This is a genomic window from Halopseudomonas xiamenensis, assembly GCF_014219065.1.
Classification (GTDB): domain Bacteria; phylum Pseudomonadota; class Gammaproteobacteria; order Pseudomonadales; family Pseudomonadaceae; genus Halopseudomonas; species Halopseudomonas xiamenensis.
In genome coordinates this window covers 1-24,357 of the sequence record NZ_JACLGO010000015.1, presented here as the reverse complement: position 1 = coordinate 24,357, position 24,357 = coordinate 1, and the positions used below count along the sequence as shown (strand labels likewise).

Genomic DNA, 24,357 nt, shown 5'->3' with positions numbered 1-24,357 from the left:
TGGTTCGCGTTAATAAAGATAAGATTAGCTCGTAGAGGACCTCTAGATGAACCTTAGTCTGCAAGGCCGCGTAGTAATCGTGACGGGCGGCTTTGGCGTGCTCGGCAATGCTCTGTCAAGGTTGCTTCTTGAGCGCGGTGCCCGTGTAGCCGCGCTGGATCTGAATCCGGCTCCCACTGCCATTCCCGGTCACTCCGATTTTCTGTCATTGGGTGAAGTCAATCTCACCGACCCTGCTTCAGCAGAGTCAGCGATGCATCAGGTTGCCGATGCCTTCGGCCATATCGACGCGATCGTCAACGTGGCGGGCGGCTTTGCCTGGGAAGCCTTTGAAGACGGGGCGCTTGATACCTGGGATCGCATGTATCAGATGAACGTGCGAACCGCAGTGGTAAGTACCCGCGCGGCGCTGCCACATATTCTGAAGGCAAGCAACGGGCGAGTGGTCAATGTGAGCGCCCTCGCTGCACTCAAGGCAGGCTGTGGGGTCGCGGCCTATGCAGCGTCCAAGGCAGGCGTTTCCCGCTTTACCGAATCCCTGGCCGAAGAGCTCAAGAGCCGGGATGTGACGGTAAATGCCGTCATGCCAAGCATCATCGATACGCCTGGCAATAGGGCGGAGATGCCGGATCAAGACTTTTCCAGCTGGGTGACGCCTGAAGCGCTTTCCGCTGTCATCGCCTTCCTGCTGACTGCGGAAGGGCAGGTCATCACGGGTGCCTGTTTGCCGGTGAGCGGTCGGGTATGAGCGGCATCACAACAAGGAGATTGCACCCATGAGATTGGTCACTTTTGTCAATGACGAGGGGTTGGAACTGGCAGGTGCTCTGTTTGACCAGGATCAGGCAGTTCTTGATCTGCAGCAGGCCTATACCCTTCTCAAAGGTGGCCGCTCGGCCGCGCTGAGCAGTGTACTGGCGCTGGCCGAGGCCGGTGAGGAGGGGTTGTCGTTGGCGCGGTCGCTACTTGCAAAAGCGCCTGTCGAGGCTGTACGTCAGCGGGCTGCCGTGCATCTGCGTGCGCCCATTCAGCCGCCGCCACAGATGCGGGACTGTTCCTGCTTCGAGCTGCATCTGCGCCAGAGTTTTGCGGCCGCGCGCCGCTTGCGTGCGATGCGTACGCCTGACCCTGAGGCGACGCTCAAGGCGATGAGTACCAGCGCCGATGATCGGGTTATTGATACCTTTAATCGTCAACCTATCTATTACAAATGCAACCGGTTTGCCGTGGTAGGCGTTGATGACCAGTTCGAGTGGCCCGCCTTCAGCAAGGCGCTGGACTTCGAGCTCGAGTTCGGCTGCTACATCGGCAGGAAGGGCAAGGATATCAAGCGTGAAAATGCTCGCGAACATATCTTTGGTTACACCATTTTCAACGACATCAGTGCCCGTGATGCCCAGGCCAAGGAGATGAGCGGCATGCTCGGTCCGGCCAAGGGCAAGGATTTCGATACGGCCAACGTCATGGGGCCTTGCCTGGTCACTGCAGACGAGCTGGGTGATCCCTACGATCTGAACATGATCGCACGCGTCAACGGCGAAGAGTGGGGGCGCGGTAATACCCGGGATATGCGCTGGCAGTTCGAGGACGTTATTGCACACATCTCGCAATCCGAAACCCTTCATGTGGGCGAGTTCCTGGGGTCGGGTACGGTAGGCAACGGCTGCGGGCTCGAGCAGTTGCGGTATCTCAAGCCAGGGGATGTGGTGGAGCTGGAGATAGATGGCATCGGTAAGCTGAGCACACAGGTAGGCTCGCCTGGCAATCCGTTCTGATGCTTGCAGCGGCACGAGTAGCTCAAGCTGCTCAGGGAGTGCGTGTTAACGCAGATTTAATTGATTTCACTAAGTTTCGTAACAAATGAACCTGTAATTTAGTGTACAAATATTGAATAAGTGTTTATTTTTGTGCTTGAAGAAGCCTGAATAAGATCCTTAATAATTGGAGGCGAATATGCTCACTAATTCCAGCCCGGTGCTCTCTGACGGCACCAAGATTTCAGAGCTAATCTACCCGGAAACCCGCGAAGTACAGATGCGCGTGTTGTCTGATCCTGAAATCTACGAGTTGGAGATGGAAAAGATCTTCGGTCGTACCTGGGTGATGTTGGGTCACGAATCAGAGATTCCTGAGCCCAATGATTTCATTGTACGTGATATGGGATCCGATTCCGTTATCGTTGCCCGTGACAAGAACGGTGAAATTCATGTCACTCTGAACGTCTGCCCACACCGGGGCATGCGTGTAGCGCTGACTGATTGCGGTAACGCCACAATCCATAAATGTATTTATCACGGCTGGGCTTTCCGTCCTAACGGTGACTTTATCGGCTCACCGGTAAAGCGCGAGTGTATGCACGGCACGATACTCGAAGAATCCGAGCTTGGTCTGAAGAAAGCACGCTCCGTTTCTTATGGTGGACTGATCTTCGCCACCTGGAATATCGATGGTCCGTCGTTTGATGAGTTTCTTGGTGATGCCAAGTGGTACTACGACATGCTTTTCCTGCGCAGCGACAAAGGCATGGAGGTTCTCGGGCCACCACAGCGTTTTATCGTCAATGCGAACTGGAAAACGGCCGGTGAGCAGTCTGCAGCGGATGGTTTCCATACGCTCACTCTGCACCGCTGGCTCGGAGAGGTCGGTAACTATTCGAAGAAGGGGCCTGCAGAAGAGGAAAGTGATGAGCCCGATCTGACCCCAGAAATGTATGGCGTGGAAGTCAGCTCTCCCCATGGTCATGCGCTCCGCTGCATCGACCTGGCGCGCAAAATCCGCCGTCTGACAGGCCTGGAGCCTGACGATCTGACCGTTCAACAGAAGCTCGATGCACTGCCGCCTGCAGGCATGACCAAAGATATGGTCGCGCAGTTGTCGAACAACCTGACAGAGGATCAACTCAAGGTTCTGACGTCCATGCCTCCGCAGGTGGGCGGCATGTTCCCGAATATTCTCTTCGGATTTGTCTATATTCCACAGCCGGATGGGTCAGTGGTCGGCTCCATGACCATGCATACCTATATCCCGCGCGGCCCCAACAAGCTTGAGTTCTGCAACTGGATTTTCGCAGAGAAAGACGCTCCGGAAGAATTGCGTGAGAAGATGTTGAAGCAGACTATTCAACTTTTCGGCACCTCCGGCATGGTTGAACAGGACGACTCTGATACCTGGCCGCATATGACATTGGCCGCCAAGGGGGCTATGGGTCGCCACATGACGCTGAAGTATCAGGCTGTATATGAAACCGGCAAACCTGAAGGCTGGCCTGGCCCGGGGATCGTCAACGAAGGCTTCACCAAGGACGATACTCAGTGGCATTGGTGGCTGTACTGGAACGAGCTGATGAACGCCGAATAAACCCAGATCAACAAGAACAGGAGCTTCTCATGCAGCAAGTTCAAGAACAGAACTCTGATGTGAGTCAGGGTCAATATGTAGCTGTCGGATCGGCTGAATACAGTGCCATCCTCACTTTTCTATACGAAGAGGCGGCGCTGCTCGACCAGTTACGCCTGAACGAGTGGGGCGCGCGTCTAGCCACCGATCTGGTCTATACCGCACCGTTACGCCATACCCGTCTGGGCGTGGATCATGCCAAGAGCTTTGTGCGGTCAGTGATGCATTTTCATGATGATTATCGTTCGGTAATGGGGCGCATCCTGCGGCTTTCCGGTCAGAGCGCCTGGGCTGAGGATCCACCGTCGCGTACACGACGCCTGATTACCAACGTTCTGATTCGTGAAACGGCCAATCCGAATGAGTTTGCCGTCACCAGCTACCTGCTGCTGACACGCAGTCGTTTCAGTGATCATCATGTGGATGTGATCAGTTGCGAGCGTCGGGATCTCATTCGTCGGGAGACGGATGGTAGCTTCAAGCTGGCCAAGCGTGAAGCCCTGCTGGATCAGTCAGTACTCGGAACCGCCAATCTGGCCGTGTTTCTGTAAGAGGCTGTTCGGTTGCTTTGACAGTACAGAAGCCCGCCTATTTGGCGGGCTTCTTCTTGATGGGTTGAAGTGCGGCTTGAGAAGGGTCAGTCAGGTGGCAGGACGGATCTGGTCTTCAAGTCCCGCGAGCCAGTCCCGATCTCCGGCGCAAAGCTGATCGCCGCGGCCGGTAAAATCCTGGGTCGAGCCTTTCATGCGCAAGGCGTGCTCGGCGCGCTCAGGTTGCTGAGCAAAACAGAGCCCGGTGCTGCGGGCATGTTGTTCTGCGTCCAGGTCGAATTCACGCCCCCGTGAAATGATCGTGCAGCGGCGCAATAACAAAGCGGCTTCGGCCTCTTCCGGCGGCAGGGTCTTGATCGCCCAGCCAGCCATGCCATGATTCAGATCAACTCCGGCATAGAGGGCAGGGCTCTCTATGAGCGTTCCCTGAGTCTGCCATTGAAGAGCCAGCTGGCCATCCCGCAGTAGCTGGGGTGCCGTGCGGCCAGCCACCCGTTTGGCGATGGTGATGTCGTATACGCGGTGCAATGTACTCCGCGCTGCGGCAGCGATAGCCAGTCCCGCCAGATCAAGCATATGGGTACATTGATGGCGGCTGTCCGTTACCCTGGTGACGCTGTGGGCTATGTCGGATAGGGACATGCCTATCAGTGACTCGAGTGGTTTTGCAGCGGCCGGGCAGGCTGTGAAAGGGTATCGGACAGCGTAACCTTTCACTGCGGTGACAGTCCCGTGCTGGTGTTGAATGCTGACTCTGAAATGGTGGAAGTCATCTTCCAGAGCCGCTCGAACTTCACCGTTATGCTGTGTGTGGATTTCCACGCGACGACGAAAAATCATTATATATGCCCTTGGAAAACGAAGTGGATTTGAAGTGGAAGAACCGATAAATGTGGGATAACATGAACATTAACAAAAAAAGTGTTTATTAAGAAGGCTGCTGATTATGAGACTGCTCGAGAACAAGGTTGCCCTGATCACCGGTGCCGGCGGAGGCATCGGGGAAGGCGTCGCGCGCTATTTTGTCAAACAAGGCGCGGCTGTTGTGGTTGCCGAGCTGAACCCGGCCCTGGGCGAAGCGGTCGTCTCCGATCTGCGCGCGCAGGGTGGCCGGGCCTTGTTCTTCAAGACAGATGTCTCGGATAAGCAGAATATAATTGATGCGGTTCAGGCTGCGGAGGAGCACTTTGGCGGGCTGGATATTCTGGTCAACAACGCTTTTGCCCCCACACCCAATGTGCTGATGGAAGATAAATCCGATGAGATGCTCGAGCAGACGTTGGGCACGACGGTATGGGCAGCCTGGTGGGCCATGCGCGCGGCGTTGCCATTGATGCGCAAACGGGGTGGTGGAGCCATCATAAATTTCTATTCCATCGATACGGAGATCGGTGCCTGGCTGCATGCCGATTATAATACCGCCAAGTCGGCGATCCTCGGTCTTACGCGCAGCGCGGCTGCCGAGTGGGGGCGTTTCAATATCAGAGTGAACGCCATCGCACCGACCGCAATGGGTGCCACCTTTCACAAGCTGGCGGCCGAGAATCCGGGGTTCGCAGAGCGCTCCGCATCCATGCGACCCTTGGGGCGCAGCGGCGAGCCTGAAGCGGATATTGGCCCGGTAGTAGCCTTCCTCGCTTCCGAGATGGCGCGGTTCGTGACGGGAGAGTCGATTCATGTGGATGGCGGCCTACACCTGCCGGGCTACAACTCAAGACCCGCCGATATACCCGTGAAGGAGTACTGAGTTCGGTTGTGTGGAGGGTCTGGATCAGAAGGATCCGAGGCCCTTAATGCCTTTCTCGCAGATCTTCTGTTGCCTGGTAGTAACTCATGCCTCAGATACTCTTGGCTTCAGACAGCTGCGGAGCTGTGGGCAGCGGTCATGAGAGTGATAGCTCTGCGCATTGCGCAGAGCTATAGGGGAGATCAGCGTTTCTTGACGCTGATGTTGGTATCTTCCAGATCCCAGGTGTTTTCTGTCTTGCCCTCATCACGCAACTGGTATTTGAGCACGCGGCCTTGGGGGTTCTTGGGCAAGGTGCTGCGAAATTCGATATAGCGGGGGAGGGCATAATAGGGCACTGCATCCATGGCCCAGTGAAACAGCTCCTCCTCCGCGAGTTGCGCGCCCTCGTGCAGAATGGCGGTAACTTTCACATCGTCTTCGCCCTTGTCTGACAGTACCGCGTGTACTGCCACTTCTGAAATGGCCGGGTGGACGGCGAAGGCTGACTCCATTTCGAAGCTGGATATGTTTTCACCACGGCGTCGCAGATAGTCCTTCTTGCGATCAACGAAGAAGAAAAACCCGTCTTCATCGAACTTCCCGATGTCTCCGGTGTGAAACCACATATTCCTCATCAGTTCCAATGTTGCTTCAGGTCGGCGCCAGTACCCCTGGAACATGATATCCGGGCGTAGCGGGCGCACAACGATTTCCCCCGGTACGTTGGGCGGAACTTCATGATCATTATCGTCCACGATACGCACGTCAAAATCCGGAATGCGCTTGCCGGATGAACCGGGCTTGGCATACTCGCCAGCGGCAAGCGAGGTAATCACGCAGGCTTCGGTAAGGCCGTAGCCGTTGCCGCCAACGAGCTGTGTGCCGAAGCGTGAACGCCATATTTCCTTGGTTTCCTCCGTGTAAGGATTGCCGCGGGCAGTATGAATTTGCCCGTAGCAGCGCTTCATTGCATCGTTGTCTGGAGCTTTTGCCAGAAGCCCACCCATGCCACCAAGAATGGAGGCGATGGTCGCACCGCTGCGTTCCACCTCCGGCCAGAAGTTGGAAACGGAGAAGCGGGGGAGGATGGCGGCCCGGGCGCCAACCATGATGCTGGCGATGATGGTCACGCACAGAGCATTCATATGAAACAGGGGCAAGGGAGTGATGGTGACGTCATTTTCATTTGCCGAGCCGGAACGCAGCTGCAAGCGCGCCAGATTGCACATGAAGTTGTAGCTGACCATGCATCCTTTGGAGGGGCCGGTGGTGCCTGAGGTGTAGATCAAACAGGACAGATCGGACGGCGCTGGCTTCACTTCAAACGGCGTCGCATCCTGACCTCTGTGCTCATCAAGCGCGGCAACGGGAACTGCACAGTCGATAGCTGTCTCAAGTGTATCGCGATGAAGAACGAGCTTGAGGGCATCAAGCTGACCGGCGACGGCGGCTACGCGTTCCAGGTAAGACGCTTCGCAAATCAGCAGCTGGGTGTCGGCATCGGCTATCTGGTGGCGCAGGAACTCCCCGCGCAAGGCGGTATTGATGGGCACACTGACAGCGCAGAGCTTGTTAACTGCCAGCCAGCAGACAACAGCGTCAATATTGTTGTCCAGCATGGTGACGACCGTATGGCCAGCCTGAACACCCAGTTCAGACAGGGAGTGGGCAAGCTTGGTAGAAATTAAATCAACATCACGAAAAGTGTATAACTCTCCGCTAAAGTCGAGGAAGACTCGTTCTGGATGGCGTGCAACAGCTCGATCCAGCGCTGCGATCACCGTGTCCTGCTCTCCAACGAACCACGTCTCTGCATTTCCAGTACCGCTCATACGAAATCTCCTTCCGGCCAGCTCACTATGGGAGTCTGGTGGTTTTATTTTTAATACAGAATTTAATTCTATATTGTATTTTTCGCGTTGTCTCTAGCCTGAGTTGAACAGAAATTGCTGATTGTGACCAGTTAAACTGATAGAGTAGCCTTTGATGACGCTGACAGGAGGGGGACATGATGCTTGATAAGGAAGCTGCAGAGACTGAAGTAATGAGGGGGAAGGGGGAGTCAGTAAGCCGTTCGGGTGCCGCGCGTAGGCCGGATTCAGTTCTGACGGGGGGGAAAACGCGGGTAGTGAAGCCCAACCGTCGATCTGAAGAAACGATCAGCAGCATTTTGCGGGCCACCGAAGAAGTGGTGCTGCTTTCTGGTGCTGATCGTATTTCCATTCTTGAGGTGTGCAAGCTGGCAGGTGTGTCCCGCGGTACCTTCTACCGTTATTTTTCCTCCCAGGAGGATCTGCTTGATACGTTCTCCCGCCACAAGCGGGATGATTTCCATCAGGTTCTGCTCAATACGATCAGCACTGTCGAGGAGCCTGAAGCGCGGCTCAATGCGTTGATCAGCTTTATCGATGACTACCTGGAGCAAAGCCGGGCACAGCGTTTGCTGGTTGTGGCACCGGAATATGCGCTGGGTTTCTTCAGGCGTATCTTTCATGATTCGATCCTTCGTTTTCAGGATACGCTGGATATCGTCTTCGATGACTGGGATGCGAGGCTTGGGGTCAAGCTGGACAGGGAGTTGATCTGCGAAATGATTATTCGTTATGTGCTGAGCGAGGTGCTAGTTCCGGAGAGAGCTGGTCGGCGGCTGTTGCCCGTGCGGGTGAAAAGACTTTTCGCTTCATTGATCATGGGTTCCACCTCCCGAACCCGTCGCTGAATTCGGGGACCTGCTGCCCCGGAACATTCCCGCCCCCGGCCCTGGGGGCCTGGAATGCGCTTTGCGTTATAGCTGTAGTGCTCCGGTTTACGATGTTTGAACACTGCTACAGAATCTGTAGCAAGCCGCTTCGCCAATCTTTTCGTATGTTTCTCTGCACCTTTCCCCGCGAAACGCTGCTGACTGCTGCGCGTTTTGTTCATGGTTGGTCAAATAATCTGTTAAAAAACAATTGGTTATCTGGTTTCCCCCAGTGTTGGGAGCGGTAGAATCGACTTGATGCTTTACGCCAGAAACCTGTTCAGACTACAAAAAAATTGAACAGATTTTTGAATTATGCTCAATATGTATTATGCTGTCGCATGCAAGCCAGGCGTATTGAGATATTCAACGCCTGCGCGCTTTCACCCAGAACAATCAGAACAGGGATTTATCTCATGCTTATCGATCTTCATGCACATGCGCCGCACCCGGAATACTACGACCAGCACCCGCATTGGGGGCCGGCTTTTGAATCGCAGTCTGATGGCGATATAAAGCTGCGTGTTGGCGAATGGATTCTGACACTGGGCGCGCCGGAACGGAAAAAGGCCTTGCGCGAGGCCCACGCCCGCGGCGAAACGCTGCAGGTAGCCGAGTACATGGCCAAATGGGCTGACCCCCAGCACCGCCTCGCCGGGATGGACGCCGCTGGTCAGAATGCCCAGGTCATCTCCGTGCCAAGTCACTGCTACATGTACTGGGCTGAACCCGAGTTTGGCGTTCCCTTTGCCAGAACGGTGAACGACTCACTGGCCAAGTATTGCTCCGGAGCACCTGATCGCCTTATGTTCTGGGCGCATGCACCGTTGAACGTGCCCGTCGAGGCGGCCAAGGAGATTCGTCGGGCGGTCACCGAGCTGGGCGCCAAAGGCCTGGTAGCCGGTGGTTCCAACTTCGGCGGACTGGAGTTCGATTCGCCGGAAATGGATCCCGTCTGGGAGGCGCTGTGTGACCTGGATGTGCCCATGTTTGTGCACGGCTACAACCAGTCAGTGACCTGGGGCAAGGAAGCCAATACCGACCGTTACGAAACAACCGCGATCGTCGGCATGAACTACGACGAAACCAAATGTTTCTGGTACATGATCAACGGTGGTGTATTCGATCGCTTCCCGAACCTGAAGGTCTACATTACGCACGGCGGCGGTTATGTACCCTATCAGCTCGGTCGGATGGCGCAGACCAACCCGAACCTTGACGTGTCCTATAACAAGAAGCCTTTCCTGGAGTATCTGCGTAACTTCTATTTTGACGTCGAATTGCACGAGGTGCCCATGCGCCAGGCAATGGTGGAAGTGATTGGTGCTGACCGGGTGCTTTACGGTTCCAATTTTGGCGGCAGTGATGCAGTACGTCATGACCTGACCTCGGATCTGAAGCTTTCCCAGGAAGATATGGATCGCATCCGGTGGAAGAATGCCTGTGAGCTGCTGCACCTGGATCCGGCAAAGGTCGGCAAGGTGGGAGACCCCGCCAAATCAGCCGGTAAGGTAGGTGCCTGATGAAACTGGCACGCTGCTCTTTTAACGGCGGCAAGCCCTTCTGGGCGGTCGTCGATCTCGAGCATGACGAAGTCAATCCGATCCTGGGTGATTTTCAGGAATGGGCACCCCGAGTCGCCGGTGGTGCCGGGATCAGCGCATTGTCACTGGCTGCCAAGCCAGTGACGATGGCTGATATCGTGCTCCTGCCACCAGTTGATCCGACCAATCGTGTGGTGGTGGCGGGTGCCAACTATCTTGCGCATCTGCAGGATGATTTCGGACTTGACGCACCCGTCCAGCCGGTCGCTTTCCTCAAGGCCTACGGTGCCTTGATTGGCGCGAATGATCCAATCCGTTACCCACCACTCACCAAGGAGCTGGATCATGAGGTGGAGCTTGTGGCGGTGATCGGCAGCAGCCAGATCGATCTGCAGAACCCGCTTGCTTGTGTGCTCGGCTATACCGTGGGCAATGACGTCAGTGCGCGAGATCTGCAGCGTAGCGGCCCTAAAGGTATTGGCATGGATCTGTTTTCTGCCAAAAGCCAGGATCGCACCACGGGTGTAGGGCCGTGGATTGTCACCAAGGATGAGTTTCCACAGGGCTCGCCCAAGCTGCGTCTGACACTGGCGGTAAACGGCGAAGTACGTCAGGACGGAACAACGGCCGACATGACCTGGGATGTGGGCGAGCTGATTGCTTTCGTGCATGCGCGGTCGAGTTTCGCCTGCGGAGATATTCTCTTCACCGGATCACCTGCCGGTGTTGGCATGGGAACCGGACGTTTCCTGAGTCCAGGGGATGTCGTGGAAGCCTCCGTCGAGGGTATTGGTACGCTACGCAACGTGGTCAGTGAAAAAAATGTATAAGAGGCTCTTTATCATGGGTGCTGACAAAAGCAACAAGGTAGTGGTAGTGGGCGCAGGTCTGATGGGCACCGGTATTGCCCATGCCTTCGCGAGCTCAGGTTTCGAGACAGTATTGGTGGATACCAATGCCGCTGCCCTCGAGAAAGCCTATGCAAGTATTGAAAAAATATTGGGTGATGGTGTCCGGTTGGGCAAGGTCAGTGAAGAGACGGGGCGGGCTGCCCTGGATCGGCTGACGGTCAATGCAGACTTGTCCGAGGCAGCTGTAGGCGCCAACCTGCTGGTGGAGACCGTTTCCGAACAGCTTGCAATCAAGAAGGCGGTGGTTATGCAGGCCGCCAGTCTGATGTTGGATAACGCCATCATCGCCAGTAACACGTCGGCCCTGAGTGTCACCGAAATTGCAGCATCGGTTCCTGCTCCCGAGCGCTTCATAGGGATGCATTTTTTCAATCCGGTGCACAAGATGAAGCTGGTCGAGCTGGTTCGCGGACTGGCTACCAGCGATGAAACTGTCGCGAGGGTCAAGGATCTTTGCGATGCGATTGGCAAGACGTCAATCATCGTCAACGAATCTCCCGGCCTGACTACCAGTCGCATGTCTGCGCTGTTGGGTAATGAGGCGATGTATATGCTTCAGGAGGGCACCGCTACCGCCGAAGATATCGATACTGCGCTCCGTATGGGCTTCAATCACCCTATGGGTCCGCTCGAACTGGGCGATCTCACAGGCTGGGATACGCGCCTGTCCGTACTGCGTTACTTGCATGAAACGCTGGGTGAGAAGTTTCGGCCTTGCCCGCTGATCATCAAGATGGTCGCTGCCGGACGGCTGGGGCGCAAGACCGGGTACGGCGTATATCAGTACCATGAAGGCAATCGAGTTCCCGGTTCCGGGCTCAAAGGAAGTGCGTTATGAATGATATCGTCATTGTCGACGCAGTACGCACGCCGGTTGGCCGCTTTCGCGGCAGCCTAGCTGGCGTCCGTGCCGACCACCTGGGCTCGTTGGTCATCAATGAGCTGTTGCAGCGCACGGGGCTTTCCGCCGAGCATATTGATGACGTCATCTTCGGTTGTGTGACGCAGATCGGAGAGCAGTCGGCCAACGTCGCGCGCACGGCCCTGTTGGGCGCGGGTTGGCCAGCTTCTGTGCCGGGCCTGACGCTGGACCGCAAGTGCGGCTCCGGTGAAGCGGCGGTACATGCTGCAGTGGGCGCCATTGCAGCCGGAGCTGCAGAGATCGTGATTGCCGGTGGAGTGGAAAGCATGAGCCGGGTGCCTATGGGTAGCAACCGCGAGATACATGGCGAAGCGTTCGGCTGGATGGCGCTGGAGCGACACGAGCTGACCTCCCAGGGCGAGGCAGCGGAGCGCGTGGCGGAAAAATGGCAGATCAGCCGTGATGAGCTGGACGCATTCGCTCTTGAAAGCCATCGTCGTGCGGCCGTTGCTGCGGATGCTGGGTATTTCGAACAAGAGATTGTTCCAGTACCGGCAGGCGAATACTGCGAGAAGGGCTATGAGGGTTTCACCGGGCTGCTTACTGCCGATGAAACTATTCGGCGCGACACCTCTCTTGAAAAGCTGGCTAGCCTGAAGACCAGCTTCCGTCCGGAGAACGGGCGAGTCACGGCAGGTAATTCGTCGCAAATTTCTGATGGTGCTGCTGCGCTGCTGCTGATGTCCGCGGAGACGGCGTCCCGTTTGGGCCTGAAGCCCCGGGCGCGGATCAGAGCGACTGTAACGGTGGGCGCGGATCCAACGCTGATGCTCACGGGTCCCATTGAGGCTACGCGTAAAATTCTGGCCAAAACCGATCTGAAGATCGACGATGTAGATCTGTTCGAGATCAACGAAGCCTTTGCATCCGTACCTATCGCCTGGCTCAGGGAAATAGGCGTGTCGGCAGATCGCCTGAATGTAAATGGCGGTGCCATTGCCCTTGGCCACCCTCTGGGTGCAAGTGGCGCACGGATCATGACTTCAATGTTGAATGAGCTGGAACGTCGTAACGGTCGCTACGCCATGCAGGCGATATGCTGCGCTGGTGGCATGGGAACCGCTACGCTAATCGAACGCCTGGTCTGACAAGTATGCCGACCAGGGTCGGCGCGAGGTGGTTTATGTCACGAATTTCACCCGTTCCGCTGTCGGCTTTACCAGATAGCCTGGCAGCCACCCTGGAGCGGGGGCTGCAGTCAGGAATGCTCAGCTCCAGCGTGCCAGTACAGGTATGGGCGCATCGTCCAGCGCTTGCGCAAGGCTGGCTCGCGTTGCTAGAACAGTTTCATTTCCACAGTCTGTTGAGCGAGCGTGTGCGCGAGCTGGTGCGGCTGAAGGTCGCCAGCGTCACTACCTGCCAAGTTTGCCAACTGGCACGAAAGTCGGAGGAGGTAAGCGAAGAGGATATCGCTTGCCTGGCGACGGACAGTGATCGGTTTACTCCCGCCGAGCAGGCTGCCCTGACATTTGCCGGTCTTTTCGCCGGCGACTACATGGAGCTGGACGACAAGCACTATGTGGCGCTGGCACCATATTTCAGTGAGCCTCAGATTACCGAGCTCAATATGTATTGCGCTCTGATGCTGGCGGGCGGGCGTATGACCTATGTCCAGCAGGCATATTGATTATGGGAATGAGCCAATCCCAAGTGGTAGTGTGGGGGGATGGAAGTTAATCAAAATATTTAAAAGGGTTCAATTACGCTGCTGCGGAGCTTAAGCTTTAGTCAGCGACCGAATTTCAGACCCTGTAGCTAGCCTGACAAAATTAATAGAATATTAAAGGGAGACGATCATGTCCAATGCGCCCAAAAGCGAGCTGGAGAAGGTGTTTGCCGATGTGGCAAGCAATTATCAAGGTAGTGATATCGACCTTCACGCCGTTTACGCGAAGATGCGGAAAACCAACCCCGTCATGGAAGGTAATTTCATGGAGCAGCTGGGGGTGCCATCCATAGCAGGGGTGGATCCGAATCGCCCATGCTTCACGCTGTTCAAATATGACGACGTCATGCATGTAATGCGAGACGCTTCGCAATTTACCAGCGGGTTTATCGCTGAAGGTCTGGGTGCGTTCTTCGACGGACTGATCCTTACAGCAATGGACGGCGATCAGCACCGGAACATGCGCAACCTTTTGCAGCCAGTGTTCATGCCGGACACGGTCAATCGCTGGAAAGCAGATCGCATAGACGGCGTCATCCGGGAAGAATTCATCAAACCCCTGGTTCCGCAGAAGAGTGCGGATCTGATGGATTTCGCTCTGTATTTTCCTATCAGGGTGATTTATTCGCTCATAGGCTTCCCCAACGACCAACCTGAGAAGATCAAACAGTACGCCGCTTGGGCCCTGGCCATTCTGGCTGGGCCACAGGTAGACCCGGCCAAGGCCCAGGCTGCCAAGAAGGCAGCGATGGAAGCCGTGGGTGCCCTGTATGACGCGATCAAGCTGGTCGTCGCCGAGCGTCGCGCCGAGGGTGGTACAGGCGATGATCTGATCAGTCGTCTCATCCAGGCTGAATATGAGGGCCGCTCGTTGGATGATCACGAAATTACTACCTTTGTGCGCTCACTGTTACCGGCCGCCGGGGAGACCACCACGCGTACGTTTGGCACCCTGATGACGTTGTTGCTCGAGAATCCCGAGTTGCTGGAGCGCGTACGCAATGATCGCAGCCTGGTCAACAAGGCCATCGATGAGTCCATTCGCTATGAACCAGTAGCGACGTTCAAGGTTCGCCAGGCCGCAGAGGACACCGAGATTCGTGGCGTCAAGATTCCAAAGGGCGCGATGGTCTCCTGCATCGTCAGCTCCGCCAACCGCGATGAAGACGTCTATGAGAATGCGGACGTGTTTGATATTGACCGTCGTCCGCGTCCCTCGTTCGGTTTTGGTTTCGGCCCCCATATGTGTATCGGTCAGTTCGTGGCCAAGACGGAAATCAACTGCGCGCTCAATGCTGTGCTGGACATGATGCCTAATATACGGCTCGACCCGTTGAAGCCTGCCCCCGAGATCACCGGTGCGCAATTGCGCGGCCCGCATCAGTTGCACGTTATCTGGGATTGATGCTCTCTTTCTAGAGGCTTGAACAGGCCGTCCAGCTCTGCTGGCGGCCTTTTTTTCGTTCAGATTCCCATTCTTACCCCTTTTCTGCAGCCGGCCGGCTCCGCTGCCAGTCCCGCAAAAATTCTATATATACACAAATCAAAAAAGTGTTTAAGTTTTATGTGTCTTGGTCTATCATGAATCAACAATCACAATCCGCGAAAAGCGAAGGGGAACAACCATGAAACTCGACGACCTCATCCTCGTAAGTGTGGACGACCACGCCATTGAGCCGCCGGACGCGTTCAAGCACCACATGCCAGAAAAATTCAAAGGTCGCGAGCCGCGCGTTGAGAAGCGGGGGGAGCGCGATGTGTGGGTGTTCGAGGACGAAGCCACCGGTTACATGGGGCTTAATTCCGTTGTAGGACGTCCGAAGGAAGAGTACGGGATGGAGCCGCTTGGCTACGACCAGATGCGCCGTGGCACATGGGACGTCAAGGCCCGGGTGGATGACATGAATGCTAACGGAGTGCTGGGCTCTCTGTGTTTTCCGACCTTTCCCGGCTTTGCCGGACAGCGCTTCCAGGCCCACTCGAACAGAGATGTCGCTCTGGCGGCGATTCGCGCCTATAACGACTGGCACTTGTATGACTGGTGTAATGCCATGCCGGGCCGTTTCATCCCCCTGATGCTGGTGCCCTATTGGGACATGAACGCAGCCGTTGCAGAGATCAAGCGGCTGTCAGCGCAAGGTGTGCACGCGCTGTCCTTCTCCGACAATCCTGCCCGCCTGGGTTATCCATCGATCCACGATGAGTATTGGGATCCAATGTGGAAGGCTTGCGCAGATAACAATGTAGTGATCTGCTGCCATATCGGCTCCGGGGGCAAGGCTGAGCATGCTTCGGACCTGTCGCCTATTGATGCCTGGATCACTACCATGCCGATCTCCATCGCCAACGCGGCGGCTGACTGGATCTGGGCACCCATGTGGAAGAAGTTCCCCACGCTGCGTATGGCGTTGTCCGAGGGCAGCATTGGCTGGGTGCCGTACCTGCTCGAGCGCGCTGACTTTACTCACCGTCACCATAAGGCCTGGACCAACGCGGATTTCGGTGGAAAGATGCCGAGCGATATCTTCTACAAGCATTTCATTACCTGCTTCATTGAAGACAACTTCGGCCTGCAGAACCTGCACTTCATGAATGAAGACATGGTCACCTGGGAAAGCGATTACCCGCACTCCGACTGCACCTGGCCTGAGTCGCCCGAGACTGTTTGGGCGGGCCTCAAGCACCTGACCCGTCAGCAGATCGACAAGGTCACTCACCTCAACGCCATGCGGGAGTTTTCTTATGATCCGTTCTCGATTCTGGGTCGTGAGAACTGCACGGTTGCTGCTCTGCGTGCTCAGGCTACGCATGTCAGCATCGAGCCCGCGCTGGGATTGGGTGGTGCAGAGGTAACGCGCAAGGATGGCAAGCCAGTTACATCCGGCGACATCAATGCGATGTTCAACGCAGCAGACGCAAAAACGGCAATCTAACCGGCAGCTGATATTGCCACTCCAGCGGGGCGCTCGCTGGAGTGGCAGCGGGCTGCCCCACCGGTTGTCGCCCGAGGTGCTTTGAGTAGCCAAGAGTGACTTGTTGATGAGTATCTCCCAGTTTAAATACAGCACTATTCCCGATGAGGCAGAAGCCCTTCGCCGGGAAGTCAGAGCGTTTCTGGCAGAAGCGCTGAAGGGTTATCCCGCAGTGAAGCGTGCCTACTCCTGGATGGGATTTGACGCGCAGTTCAGTCGTTTGCTCGGTTCCAGAGGCTGGTTGGGGATGGCCCTGCCGAAGCAGTACGGTGGTGGCGAAGCGTCACCCTTTGCCCGTTACGTGATCATCGAGGAATTGCTCGCCGCTGGGGCGCCGGTTTCGGCGCACTGGATCGCGGATCGCCAGAGTGCCCCCTTGATACTGCGTTTTGGTACCGAAGCGCAGAGAGAGAAATACCTGCCGCCGATCTGCCGCGGAGAGAGCTACTTCTGTATCGGTATGAGCGAGCCCAACTCCGGCTCCGACCTGGCGTCGATCAAGTCAAATGCCAAGAAGACTGACGCTGGCTGGTTGCTCAATGGGCAAAAAGTCTGGACTACCAACGCCCAGCATTCGCATTACATGATTGCCCTAGTGCGTACGGGCGACAAAGAGGAGAGCGGTCGGCACGGCGGCATGTCGCAGTTCATTATCGACCTTTCCCTGCCCGGCGTTACGATACGACCGATTGCCGACCTGTCCGGCAACGAGCATTTCAATGAAGTGTTCTTCGATAACGTCCAGCTTGATAACGATGCGCTGATTGGCGCGGAAGGCAACGGCTGGGGCCAGGTGACCGCCGAGCTGGCATTCGAGCGCAGCGGCCCGGAGCGTTTCCTGAGCAGTATCGCCCTCATACACACGGCCATTGCCGCCATCGGCAAACAGCCTGATGCGTTGCAGGCGCGCGATATCGGGCGCATCACCGCACGATTGGTCACCTTGCGCAATATGTCCCTGGCCGTCACGCAGCAACTCAGCGAAGGGCAGAATCCGGCCTGGGCCGCTTCCTGCGTCAAGGATCTGGGCAACGTGTTTGAACAGGATCTCCCCGAAATACTGCAGTTGCTGGTTGAAGATCAGCCGCAGGTGGGAGGAGGATCCGACCACGCGCAGGTGCTGGCGTATCTGACCCAGATGGCTCCTTCTTTCTCGCTGCGTGGGGGGACTCGTGAAATCCTCCGCGGGATCATTGCACGTGGACTGGGGCTTCGATAATGAGAGAACTTTTTGAGTCGACTACAGAGCGTCTGTTGAGTGATATCGCTACGCCGGAATATGTCCGCGCGGCCGAACAGGACGTGTGGCCAGCCGATCTTTGGCGAGCGCTCGAGGAAAACGGCATTACGCTTGCCGGAGCGCCGGAGGAAGCGGGTGGTGCCGAGGCCAGCTGGGCTGACCTTTTTGTTATCGTGCGTGCGGCCGGTCAGCATGCCGCACCAGTGCCGCTGGTCGAAATGCTGCTGGGTAACTGGTTGCTCGAGCAATGCGGTATCGGTTCGCGCAGCGGAATCCTGACTGTTGCCACTGACTCCACCCTGACATGTTCTGCTGGTGCGCTGTCAGGTGAACTGCGTTATGTCCCCTGGGGACGTAACGCCGAACTGGTGGTTACTGTCGTGACCAGCGACGCGGGGTATGACGTGGTGTTGCTGGAGCCGGCCGCCGCAGAACGTATTGTGGAGGGTGTGAACGTTGCTGGTGAGCCGCGCGATATATTGCACTTTTCCGCCGCGCTGCCCTTGGCTTCGGCGCCATTGCCTGCCAGGTTGTCGCCTTCGGTGCTGTTGGCTGGTGGTGCGATGCTGCGCTCTGCGCAGATTGCTGGTGCCTTGACGGCAATAATGACGCTTACCTCGGCCTATGCAGGCGAGCGAAAACAGTTTGGTCGTCCCATTTCCGCGTTTCAGGCCATCCAGCAACAGCTTGCGGTACTGGCTGAACAGGCTGCTGCTGCGAATATTGCAGCCGAAGCAGCATTTGCGCAGTCTGATACAGCGTTGGCGACGTTCAGCATCGCTGCGGCCAAGGTCAGCACCTCCGATGCGGCCAGCCAGGCCACCAGTATCGGGCATTCAGTGCACGGTGCGATTGGCTTTACGCAGGAATACTCGCTCCATTTGCTGACCCGCAGATTGTGGGCCTGGCGCAGCGAATTTGGCTCGTCCACCTATTGGAGCAAGTTGCTCGGAGAGGCTGTGTGCAATGCCGGTGCGGAAGGCTTCTGGCCGCTCATTACGCAATCACACAACGAACAGCTTCCTATTTCAGAATAAGGATTACACCCATGGAGCAATTTCTTCGAGTTGAAAGAAACGGCGGTGTAGTAGTGGTGAGGATGAACAGTCCGGATACCCGCAACGCGCTGTCCGACCCTGCGCAGATGCAGGAATTCGTCGATCTCTGTGCGCAGCTCAGGCGTGACCAGAGCGCCAGGGTGATGGTGTTGACCGGCAACGGCAAGGCGTTCTGCGCCGGTGGCAACATCAAGGACATGCAGAGCCGAGAGGGCATTTTCGGTGGTTCGCCGTATCAACTGCGTGATACCTACCGCAATGGTATTCAGCAAATCCCGCTGGCGCTCTACGAGCTGGATATTCCGATCATTGCGGCCGTCAACGGGCCTGCTATCGGTGCCGGGCTGGATCTGGCCTGCATGTGCGACATTCGTTATGCCAGCAGCAAGGCGCTGTTCGCTGAGAGCTTCGTCAAACTCGGTATTGTTCCCGGTGATGGCGGTGCCTGGCTGCTGCCCCGGATTATCGGTATTCCCAAGGCGAGTCTGATGGCGTTTACCGGGGATACCATTGATGCGGCACAGGCGCTTGAATGGGGGCTTGTGGAGAAGGTCTGTGCTCCCGAGGATCTCGAGTCCGAGGTTCTGGCGCTGGCCGAGCGCATCGCTGCGAATCCCGGCCATGCCCTGCGCCTGTGCAAGCGATTGTTGCGCGAGGGTCAGCATATGCGGCTGGATTCGTTGCTGGAGCTGTCCGCCGCGTATCAATCGCTGGCGCACCACACCGCCGATCATCAGGAGGCGGTCAACGCTTTCGTGGAAAGGCGCAAGCCCGATTACAAAGATCAGTAACACACCGTCAAGGAGAGCGTCACGATGCGAAGAGTATTTCGTGAAGACCACAACATGTTCAGAGAGCAGGCTCGTCGCTTTATCGAGCGGGAAATCGTTCCGAATCTGCACGAATGGGAAACGGTCGGTATCGTGCCCAAGGCGGTATGGCTGAAAGCCGGCGAAATGGGCTTGCTGTGCTCAACTGTGCCTGAAGAATACGGCGGTGCGGGTGGTGATTTCGGGCATTCGGCAGTGATGATCGAAGAACTGGCACGTGTCAACGCCACCGCTGTGGGTTTCACTACCCATTCGGAGATCGTCGCCCCTTATCTGGTCGCCTACGGTTCAGAAGAGCAGAAACATAAATGGCTGCCCAAAATGGTCAGCGGCGAGATGATCGGCGTGATTGCCATGAGCGAGCCGGGAATCGGCAGTGACCTGCGATCCATGCGCACCGTACTACGCCAGGAAGGTGATGAATACGTAGTGTCTGGTCAGAAGACCTTTATTACCAATGGCGGTAACGCCGACCTGGTGGTAACGGCTACCAAGCTGGATCCTGCCGGCAAGGATCTTACACTGGTGTGCGTGGAGGCAGACCGGACCGGCTTTTCCAAGGGCCGACTGCTCGACAAGATCGGTCTTAAAGGTCAGGACACCGCCGAGCTGTTTTTCGATGACGTGCGTGTACCCGTAAGCAACAGGCTCGGCGAAGAGAATCGGGGATTCAAGTACCTTACCCATCAGCTTGCTTGGGAAAGATTGATCATTGCGTTGCGCGCGGCACAGTCGATTGAAACACTGCTCGAAGAAACAATTACCTATACCCGTGAGCGCAAGGTGTTCGGTAATACTGTATTTGATTTCCAGAATACTCGGTTCAAGCTGGCTGAAGTGAAAGCCAACGCGACAATGTTGCGGGTATTCGTGGACGACTGTCTGGAAAAGGTCATGGCCGGTGAGTTGACCGCCGATGTAGCGGCGATGGCAAAACTGCTCGGCTCCGAGATGCAGGGAAAGATGCTTGACGAGTTGCTCCAGTTACACGGTGGTTACGGTTTCATGAGCGAGTACAAGATAGGGCGTGCCTGGGTTGATGCCCGTGTTGCGCGAATCTACGGTGGTACCTCGGAGATCATGAAAGAGATCATCAGCAGGAATCTTTGAAAAAGGGCGGACTCTTCAGGGCTTGCCGGCTAAAAAAAACAAGAAAGGAGATAGCCTGTGTTATTGGTCTTTAGAAATATCATCCTGGTTGTCGCAATATTCCTTGTTGCCAACGTATTTGGTCAAGGCATCCCGGAAGATCGCTACGCTGAAGAGGCCGATCGCGCTAAATCACTTTTGCGCAAGGCTGTCGATTACTATCAGGAAAATGGAGACCGTGCCTTTGCTGCCTTCAGCCGCCAGGGCGCGTTTATCGAAGACGAGCTTTACGTTTACGTGATCGACACCCAAGGCATCATGCTCGCCAGCGGCGGCCCTTCGGCCAACCTCATTGGTCGGGACGTCAGCGGCGCACTGAATGATCACTTGAACAAGGGGTTCAAGGCGGCGTTGGCGTTGCCGGAAAGTGATGAGATTCATTATGCCGATTACCGCTGGCTGAACTGGCAGGGCGGTGGAGAAGAGCGCAAGCGCGTGTTTTATCAGCGAGTGGACGACAAGATATTTTCGGTGGGCTATTACATACAACGTTCAAGCATCGAAGAAGCGAAAACACTGTTGAGCTATGTTTCCGGTGCTGTCGATGAAGCTCCTCAGCAGACGTTCGAGCGAATCAATGAGCTGGATGCAGCGTTTCTCAGGGACGACCTCTATGCCTTCGTCATTGATCGTGACACGCAACGTTTCGTTGCTCACGGATACAATATGCGACTGGTCAGCAGCGATTTTCGCAAGCTGCACTCGGCGGATAACCATCCGATTGGCCAACAGATCCTCGACGCATCGGACAGCGACGGAAGTGGCAGCATTACCTACCTGTGGCCAAACCCGGTAACCCGTAAAAACGAGCAGAAAGTCACTTTATTCGAAACCCGGAAGAACTATATCGTGGCGGTGGGTTACTACCTGGGCGGAGTGAAGGACGATTGATATGCCCGAGAATGCCCGACTCAAGACCAAGCCGGTGGTGCTTATCACTGGCGGCGCTCAACGGGTAGGCTTGCATTGCGCACGCCGCCTGGTTGAGGACGGCTTTCATGTCATCGTTACCTGTCGCTGGCTCAGGCCAGATTGGCAGGACGAAGGTATTGAGGCCATGCTAGCCGATTTTTCCAGTGTGCAGGGCATCACCCAATTTATTGAAACCCTGGCAGAGAAGACGATCCACCTGCGTGCCATTGTTCATAACGCGTCTCTCTGGCTGGAGGATGAGGGGTTAACTGCCGGAGGCTTTCAGAGCATGTATATGGTGCACATGCAGGCCCCGTACATGATCAATATGGCCTCCACGAAGTGGTTCGGGCAGGGCGGTGCCGACATCATCCATATCACTGATCACGATGCGCTCGGTGGTAGTCCCGATCATGTTGCGTACCTTTCCACCAAGGCAGGCCTGGAGAATATGACTCGGTCTTTTGCCGCGCGCTTGGCCCCAGAAATCAAAGTCAACAGCATTGCTCCGGCCCTGATCATGTTCAACGAAGGTGACAGTCAGGCATTCAAGAAACAGATTCTCTCCCGTTCCGGACTTGGTGTGGAGCCTGGCCCGGAGGTTGTTTATCAGGCAATTAGATACCTTATGGATAATCCGTATGTAACGGGTACTTGCCTGGATCTTAATGGCGGCGGTATGTTGAAACTTGCGTAAGAGAAAATATTGATGAGCCTTGAAAACCTGACACAGAATTATGAGTCAATACTGCTGAATCTTGGAGAAAATCCAAAGCGCGGTGGTCTGCTGGACACTCCGCTAAGAGCAGCAAAAGCTATGCAGTTTCTTTGCCTGGGTTATAAACTTTCCCTTGGAGAGATAGTCAATAATGCGCTGTTCGAGTCAGATAGCGACGAAATGGTGATCGTCAAGGATATCGAACTTTACTCTCTTTGCGAGCACCATATGTTGCCCTTTATAGGCAAGGCGCATGTGGCCTATATGCCGACAGGTAAAGTAATAGGATTGTCCAAGATCGCACGTATTGTTGACATGTTTGCTCGTCGTTTGCAAATACAGGAAAACCTGACTCGCCAGATTGCCGAAGCTATACAAGAGGTGACCGATGCTGGAGGTGTCGCGGTAGTTATTGAAGCCAAGCACATGTGTATGATGATGCGGGGAGTGGAGAAACAGAACTCCAGCATGTATACCTCGGTTATGCTTGGTGCATTCCGTGAGTCCGGTAATACACGCCAGGAGTTTCTGCAGCTGATTGGGAAATAGTAACGGTTACCCTTGGTTCGGAGTATCGGTAGACGTCGCCAGTTCCCGCCATGCTTCAAGCTCCAGTTTTCTGCTATTCAGCCTGCCGGACGCAATTTGTACGGCGTCGGAGCCCACGACGAAATGAGTGGGTGCCTGCGGATCAAGAGCTAATTGCTCAATGACGCTGCCAAGCTTCGCTGGGTCGCCTTGTTGAGTATGATTGTTCCTTTCGGACGAATCCCGTATTTTCCTGGAAAACTCGGCGTACTCCGGAATATCTGCGCTGCCAAAGTGAGCCGAGCTGGCATCCAGAAAATCGGTACGGAATGAGCCGGGTGACACCACAGTGACCTTGATGTCAAAATCTGCAACTTCCTGTGCCAGTGATTCTGAGAACCCCACTACCGCAAATTTTGAAGCGCAGTACACGCTGGCACCAGGCATTCCGACAAGTCCGGCAATCGAAGCAATGTTGAATATATGTCCGTGAGTTTCTTTGCGCATTATGGGTAGTACTGCCCTGCACATGTTGAACATGCCAAATACGTTAGTGGAGAATTGATTGTCTATATCGGCAGGGCTGTTGTTCTCAAAGGGGCCCAGCTGACCGTAACCGGCGTTATTAACCAGGATGTCGATTTTCCCAAAAATGGCGACGGCGGATTGCACTACATTCCTGATCTGATCTTCTTCGGCGATATCGAGTGCAAGGGTAACGACCTTCTTAGCGTCATAGCCACTAAATGCTTCAGTTATTTTCTCAAGGTTTCGTCCGGTTACTACTACGTTGTCACCTGCTGCAATGGCGGCGTTAGCTATATGCCAGCCAAGGCCTCTATTCGCACCTGTTATGAGCCATGTACGCATTTATACCTAACCTATTAAGTGATGGATTTTCTTCTTATTGCACACAAGTAGGCAAAGTGTCAATGTTTTGAGCGGGCAGGGTCGGTTTTCTATGACCCCGCATAGTCGGATAAAACACATTCACACTCCCTGTACTCTATCATGACTGAATCGCACCGCGTTTTATGGAGGCTATTTCGTTTAAGTCAGGCAGCCATGGCCTGACCGATGTGTTGCTGGTAGAAGTTTGCCTCAGCTTCTGCCAGCGGTATATATCCGATCGAACCCAGTAGGCGCTGGTGGTTGAACCAGTGAACCCATTTCAAGGTTGCGATTTCCACTGCTTCTCGGCTGCGCCAGGACTGGCGGTAAATCAGCTCAGTTTTGTACAACCCGTTGATGGTTTCAGCCAAGGCGTTGTCGTAGCTGTCTCCCTTGCTGCCAACAGAGGGCTCTATTCCAGCTTCAGCGAGGCGTTCCGTATAACGGATAGAGACGTATTGGCTGCCCCTATCGCTATGGTGAACCAGACCGCCCATTTGTCCCGGCTGACGAGCGTAGAGGGCTTGCTCCAAGGCATCCAGAACGAAATCCGTTTTCATGCTGTTGCTTACCCGCCAGCCAACGATTCGCCGCGCAAAG

At 55.5% G+C, this 24,357-nt stretch carries 24 protein-coding genes; 20 read left to right on the top strand and 4 right to left on the bottom strand.

The window, feature by feature from the left end; genetic code table 11:
- The first annotated feature begins 46 nt into the window (after positions 1-46).
- The 4 genes from H6X51_RS11385 to H6X51_RS11370 all read left to right on the top strand — a co-directional run bounded on the left by H6X51_RS11385 (position 47) and on the right by H6X51_RS11370 (position 3,947).
- Complete coding sequence (locus H6X51_RS11385; RefSeq protein ID WP_185267642.1) at positions 47-748, top strand: SDR family NAD(P)-dependent oxidoreductase; 702 nt, start codon at positions 47-49, stop codon at positions 746-748.
- A gap of 28 nt (positions 749-776) precedes the next feature.
- On the top strand, positions 777-1,775 hold the full coding sequence (locus H6X51_RS11380; protein ID WP_074779606.1) for a fumarylacetoacetate hydrolase family protein: 999 nt from the start codon (positions 777-779) through the stop codon (positions 1,773-1,775).
- 178 nt (positions 1,776-1,953) lie between these two features.
- The gene (locus H6X51_RS11375) at positions 1,954-3,357 is read left to right on the top strand and encodes an aromatic ring-hydroxylating dioxygenase subunit alpha (protein WP_185267641.1); all 1,404 of its coding nucleotides are present in this window, start codon (positions 1,954-1,956) and stop codon (positions 3,355-3,357) included.
- A gap of 29 nt (positions 3,358-3,386) precedes the next feature.
- On the top strand, positions 3,387-3,947 hold the full coding sequence (locus tag H6X51_RS11370) for a 3-phenylpropionate/cinnamic acid dioxygenase subunit beta (protein WP_074779601.1): 561 nt from the start codon (positions 3,387-3,389) through the stop codon (positions 3,945-3,947).
- A gap of 90 nt (positions 3,948-4,037) precedes the next feature.
- On the opposite strand, the gene H6X51_RS11365 is transcribed toward H6X51_RS11370, so the two are convergent.
- A complete protein-coding gene (locus H6X51_RS11365) occupies positions 4,038-4,787 on the bottom strand; it encodes a DUF2889 domain-containing protein (protein WP_074779599.1) in 750 nt (249 codons plus the stop codon).
- Positions 4,788-4,893: 106 nt separating this feature from the next.
- Here H6X51_RS11365 and H6X51_RS11360 point away from each other — a divergent pair, with 106 nt between their 5' ends.
- Positions 4,894-5,694: an SDR family NAD(P)-dependent oxidoreductase gene (locus H6X51_RS11360; protein WP_074779597.1), complete on the top strand. Its 801-nt coding sequence runs from the start codon at positions 4,894-4,896 to the stop codon at positions 5,692-5,694.
- 182 nt (positions 5,695-5,876) lie between these two features.
- Here H6X51_RS11360 and H6X51_RS11355 read toward each other — a convergent pair whose 3' ends face one another.
- The gene (locus H6X51_RS11355; RefSeq protein ID WP_074779595.1) at positions 5,877-7,508 is read right to left on the bottom strand and encodes an ATP-dependent acyl-CoA ligase; all 1,632 of its coding nucleotides are present in this window, start codon (positions 7,506-7,508) and stop codon (positions 5,877-5,879) included.
- Between the two features lie 176 nt (positions 7,509-7,684).
- On the opposite strand from H6X51_RS11355, the gene H6X51_RS11350 reads away from it, so the two are divergent.
- The 15 genes from H6X51_RS11350 to folE all read left to right on the top strand — a co-directional run bounded on the left by H6X51_RS11350 (position 7,685) and on the right by folE (position 22,887).
- Positions 7,685-8,395 (top strand): TetR/AcrR family transcriptional regulator, encoded by a 711-nt coding sequence (locus H6X51_RS11350; RefSeq protein WP_074779593.1) that lies wholly within the window; start codon positions 7,685-7,687, stop codon positions 8,393-8,395.
- Between the two features lie 437 nt (positions 8,396-8,832).
- A complete protein-coding gene (locus tag H6X51_RS11345) occupies positions 8,833-9,939 on the top strand; it encodes an amidohydrolase family protein (RefSeq protein ID WP_185267640.1) in 1,107 nt (368 codons plus the stop codon).
- Positions 9,939-10,790, top strand: a complete 852-nt coding sequence (locus H6X51_RS11340; protein WP_074779589.1) for a fumarylacetoacetate hydrolase family protein — start codon at positions 9,939-9,941, stop codon at positions 10,788-10,790. The genes H6X51_RS11345 and H6X51_RS11340 overlap by 1 nt, the downstream gene beginning before the upstream one ends.
- Before the next feature lie 13 nt (positions 10,791-10,803).
- Positions 10,804-11,709 (top strand): 3-hydroxyacyl-CoA dehydrogenase, encoded by a 906-nt coding sequence (locus H6X51_RS11335; protein ID WP_185267639.1) that lies wholly within the window; start codon positions 10,804-10,806, stop codon positions 11,707-11,709.
- Positions 11,706-12,881, top strand: coding sequence for a thiolase family protein (locus tag H6X51_RS11330; protein ID WP_185267638.1), 1,176 nt, complete (start codon positions 11,706-11,708; stop codon positions 12,879-12,881). The genes H6X51_RS11335 and H6X51_RS11330 overlap by 4 nt, the downstream gene beginning before the upstream one ends.
- 35 nt (positions 12,882-12,916) lie before the next feature.
- The gene (locus H6X51_RS11325) at positions 12,917-13,420 is read left to right on the top strand and encodes a carboxymuconolactone decarboxylase family protein (RefSeq protein ID WP_185267637.1); all 504 of its coding nucleotides are present in this window, start codon (positions 12,917-12,919) and stop codon (positions 13,418-13,420) included.
- A 169-nt stretch (positions 13,421-13,589) separates the two neighbouring features.
- Entirely contained in the window at positions 13,590-14,864 is a 1,275-nt protein-coding gene (locus H6X51_RS11320) for a cytochrome P450 (protein WP_185267636.1), read from the top strand.
- Positions 14,865-15,084: 220 nt separating this feature from the next.
- Entirely contained in the window at positions 15,085-16,392 is a 1,308-nt protein-coding gene (locus H6X51_RS11315; RefSeq protein WP_185267635.1) for an amidohydrolase family protein, read from the top strand.
- A 106-nt stretch (positions 16,393-16,498) separates the two neighbouring features.
- Complete coding sequence (locus tag H6X51_RS11310) at positions 16,499-17,650, top strand: acyl-CoA dehydrogenase family protein (RefSeq protein ID WP_185267634.1); 1,152 nt, start codon at positions 16,499-16,501, stop codon at positions 17,648-17,650.
- The gene (locus H6X51_RS11305; protein WP_185267633.1) at positions 17,650-18,708 is read left to right on the top strand and encodes an acyl-CoA dehydrogenase family protein; all 1,059 of its coding nucleotides are present in this window, start codon (positions 17,650-17,652) and stop codon (positions 18,706-18,708) included. Before H6X51_RS11310 ends, H6X51_RS11305 begins: the two co-directional genes overlap by 1 nt.
- An 11-nt stretch (positions 18,709-18,719) precedes the next feature.
- A complete protein-coding gene (locus H6X51_RS11300) occupies positions 18,720-19,520 on the top strand; it encodes a crotonase/enoyl-CoA hydratase family protein (protein ID WP_185267632.1) in 801 nt (266 codons plus the stop codon).
- Positions 19,521-19,544: 24 nt separating this feature from the next.
- Complete coding sequence (locus tag H6X51_RS11295; protein WP_185267631.1) at positions 19,545-20,669, top strand: acyl-CoA dehydrogenase family protein; 1,125 nt, start codon at positions 19,545-19,547, stop codon at positions 20,667-20,669.
- A 57-nt stretch (positions 20,670-20,726) separates the two neighbouring features.
- Positions 20,727-21,599 (top strand): cache domain-containing protein, encoded by an 873-nt coding sequence (locus H6X51_RS11290; protein ID WP_185267630.1) that lies wholly within the window; start codon positions 20,727-20,729, stop codon positions 21,597-21,599.
- Between the two features lies 1 nt (position 21,600).
- Positions 21,601-22,317 (top strand): dihydromonapterin reductase, encoded by a 717-nt coding sequence (folM, locus tag H6X51_RS11285; protein ID WP_185267629.1) that lies wholly within the window; start codon positions 21,601-21,603, stop codon positions 22,315-22,317.
- A 12-nt stretch (positions 22,318-22,329) separates the two neighbouring features.
- Complete coding sequence (gene folE, locus H6X51_RS11280) at positions 22,330-22,887, top strand: GTP cyclohydrolase I FolE (RefSeq protein ID WP_185267628.1); 558 nt, start codon at positions 22,330-22,332, stop codon at positions 22,885-22,887.
- A 6-nt stretch (positions 22,888-22,893) separates the two neighbouring features.
- Here folE and H6X51_RS11275 read toward each other — a convergent pair whose 3' ends face one another.
- Both H6X51_RS11275 and H6X51_RS11270 read right to left on the bottom strand, forming a co-directional pair.
- Entirely contained in the window at positions 22,894-23,736 is an 843-nt protein-coding gene (locus tag H6X51_RS11275) for an SDR family NAD(P)-dependent oxidoreductase (RefSeq protein WP_185267627.1), read from the bottom strand.
- 185 nt (positions 23,737-23,921) lie between these two features.
- A partial coding sequence (locus tag H6X51_RS11270; protein WP_185267626.1) for a DDE-type integrase/transposase/recombinase occupies positions 23,922-24,357 on the bottom strand: 436 nt, incomplete at its 5' end.

What these genes read in the sequence shown, in the direction of transcription:
- H6X51_RS11330 (WP_185267638.1), top strand. Translation starts at nt 11,706, where the DNA reads ATGAATGATATCGTCATTGTCGACGCAGTACGCACGCCGGTTGGCCGC.
- H6X51_RS11315 (WP_185267635.1), top strand. Translation starts at nt 15,085, where the DNA reads ATGAAACTCGACGACCTCATCCTCGTAAGTGTGGACGACCACGCCATT.
- folE (WP_185267628.1), top strand. Translation starts at nt 22,330, where the DNA reads ATGAGCCTTGAAAACCTGACACAGAATTATGAGTCAATACTGCTGAAT.
- H6X51_RS11365 (WP_074779599.1), bottom strand. Translation starts at nt 4,787, where the DNA reads ATGATTTTTCGTCGTCGCGTGGAAATCCACACACAGCATAACGGTGAA.
- H6X51_RS11295 (WP_185267631.1), top strand. Translation starts at nt 19,545, where the DNA reads ATGCGAAGAGTATTTCGTGAAGACCACAACATGTTCAGAGAGCAGGCT.
- H6X51_RS11345 (WP_185267640.1), top strand. Translation starts at nt 8,833, where the DNA reads ATGCTTATCGATCTTCATGCACATGCGCCGCACCCGGAATACTACGAC.
- H6X51_RS11310 (WP_185267634.1), top strand. Translation starts at nt 16,499, where the DNA reads ATGAGTATCTCCCAGTTTAAATACAGCACTATTCCCGATGAGGCAGAA.
- H6X51_RS11275 (WP_185267627.1), bottom strand. Translation starts at nt 23,736, where the DNA reads ATGCGTACATGGCTCATAACAGGTGCGAATAGAGGCCTTGGCTGGCAT.
- H6X51_RS11355 (WP_074779595.1), bottom strand. Translation starts at nt 7,508, where the DNA reads ATGAGCGGTACTGGAAATGCAGAGACGTGGTTCGTTGGAGAGCAGGAC.
- H6X51_RS11385 (WP_185267642.1), top strand. Translation starts at nt 47, where the DNA reads ATGAACCTTAGTCTGCAAGGCCGCGTAGTAATCGTGACGGGCGGCTTT.
- H6X51_RS11350 (WP_074779593.1), top strand. Translation starts at nt 7,685, where the DNA reads ATGATGCTTGATAAGGAAGCTGCAGAGACTGAAGTAATGAGGGGGAAG.
- H6X51_RS11325 (WP_185267637.1), top strand. Translation starts at nt 12,917, where the DNA reads ATGTCACGAATTTCACCCGTTCCGCTGTCGGCTTTACCAGATAGCCTG.
- H6X51_RS11360 (WP_074779597.1), top strand. Translation starts at nt 4,894, where the DNA reads ATGAGACTGCTCGAGAACAAGGTTGCCCTGATCACCGGTGCCGGCGGA.
- H6X51_RS11370 (WP_074779601.1), top strand. Translation starts at nt 3,387, where the DNA reads ATGCAGCAAGTTCAAGAACAGAACTCTGATGTGAGTCAGGGTCAATAT.
- folM (WP_185267629.1), top strand. Translation starts at nt 21,601, where the DNA reads ATGCCCGAGAATGCCCGACTCAAGACCAAGCCGGTGGTGCTTATCACT.
- H6X51_RS11305 (WP_185267633.1), top strand. Translation starts at nt 17,650, where the DNA reads ATGAGAGAACTTTTTGAGTCGACTACAGAGCGTCTGTTGAGTGATATC.
- H6X51_RS11340 (WP_074779589.1), top strand. Translation starts at nt 9,939, where the DNA reads ATGAAACTGGCACGCTGCTCTTTTAACGGCGGCAAGCCCTTCTGGGCG.
- H6X51_RS11375 (WP_185267641.1), top strand. Translation starts at nt 1,954, where the DNA reads ATGCTCACTAATTCCAGCCCGGTGCTCTCTGACGGCACCAAGATTTCA.
- H6X51_RS11335 (WP_185267639.1), top strand. Translation starts at nt 10,804, where the DNA reads ATGGGTGCTGACAAAAGCAACAAGGTAGTGGTAGTGGGCGCAGGTCTG.
- H6X51_RS11320 (WP_185267636.1), top strand. Translation starts at nt 13,590, where the DNA reads ATGTCCAATGCGCCCAAAAGCGAGCTGGAGAAGGTGTTTGCCGATGTG.
- H6X51_RS11380 (WP_074779606.1), top strand. Translation starts at nt 777, where the DNA reads ATGAGATTGGTCACTTTTGTCAATGACGAGGGGTTGGAACTGGCAGGT.
- H6X51_RS11300 (WP_185267632.1), top strand. Translation starts at nt 18,720, where the DNA reads ATGGAGCAATTTCTTCGAGTTGAAAGAAACGGCGGTGTAGTAGTGGTG.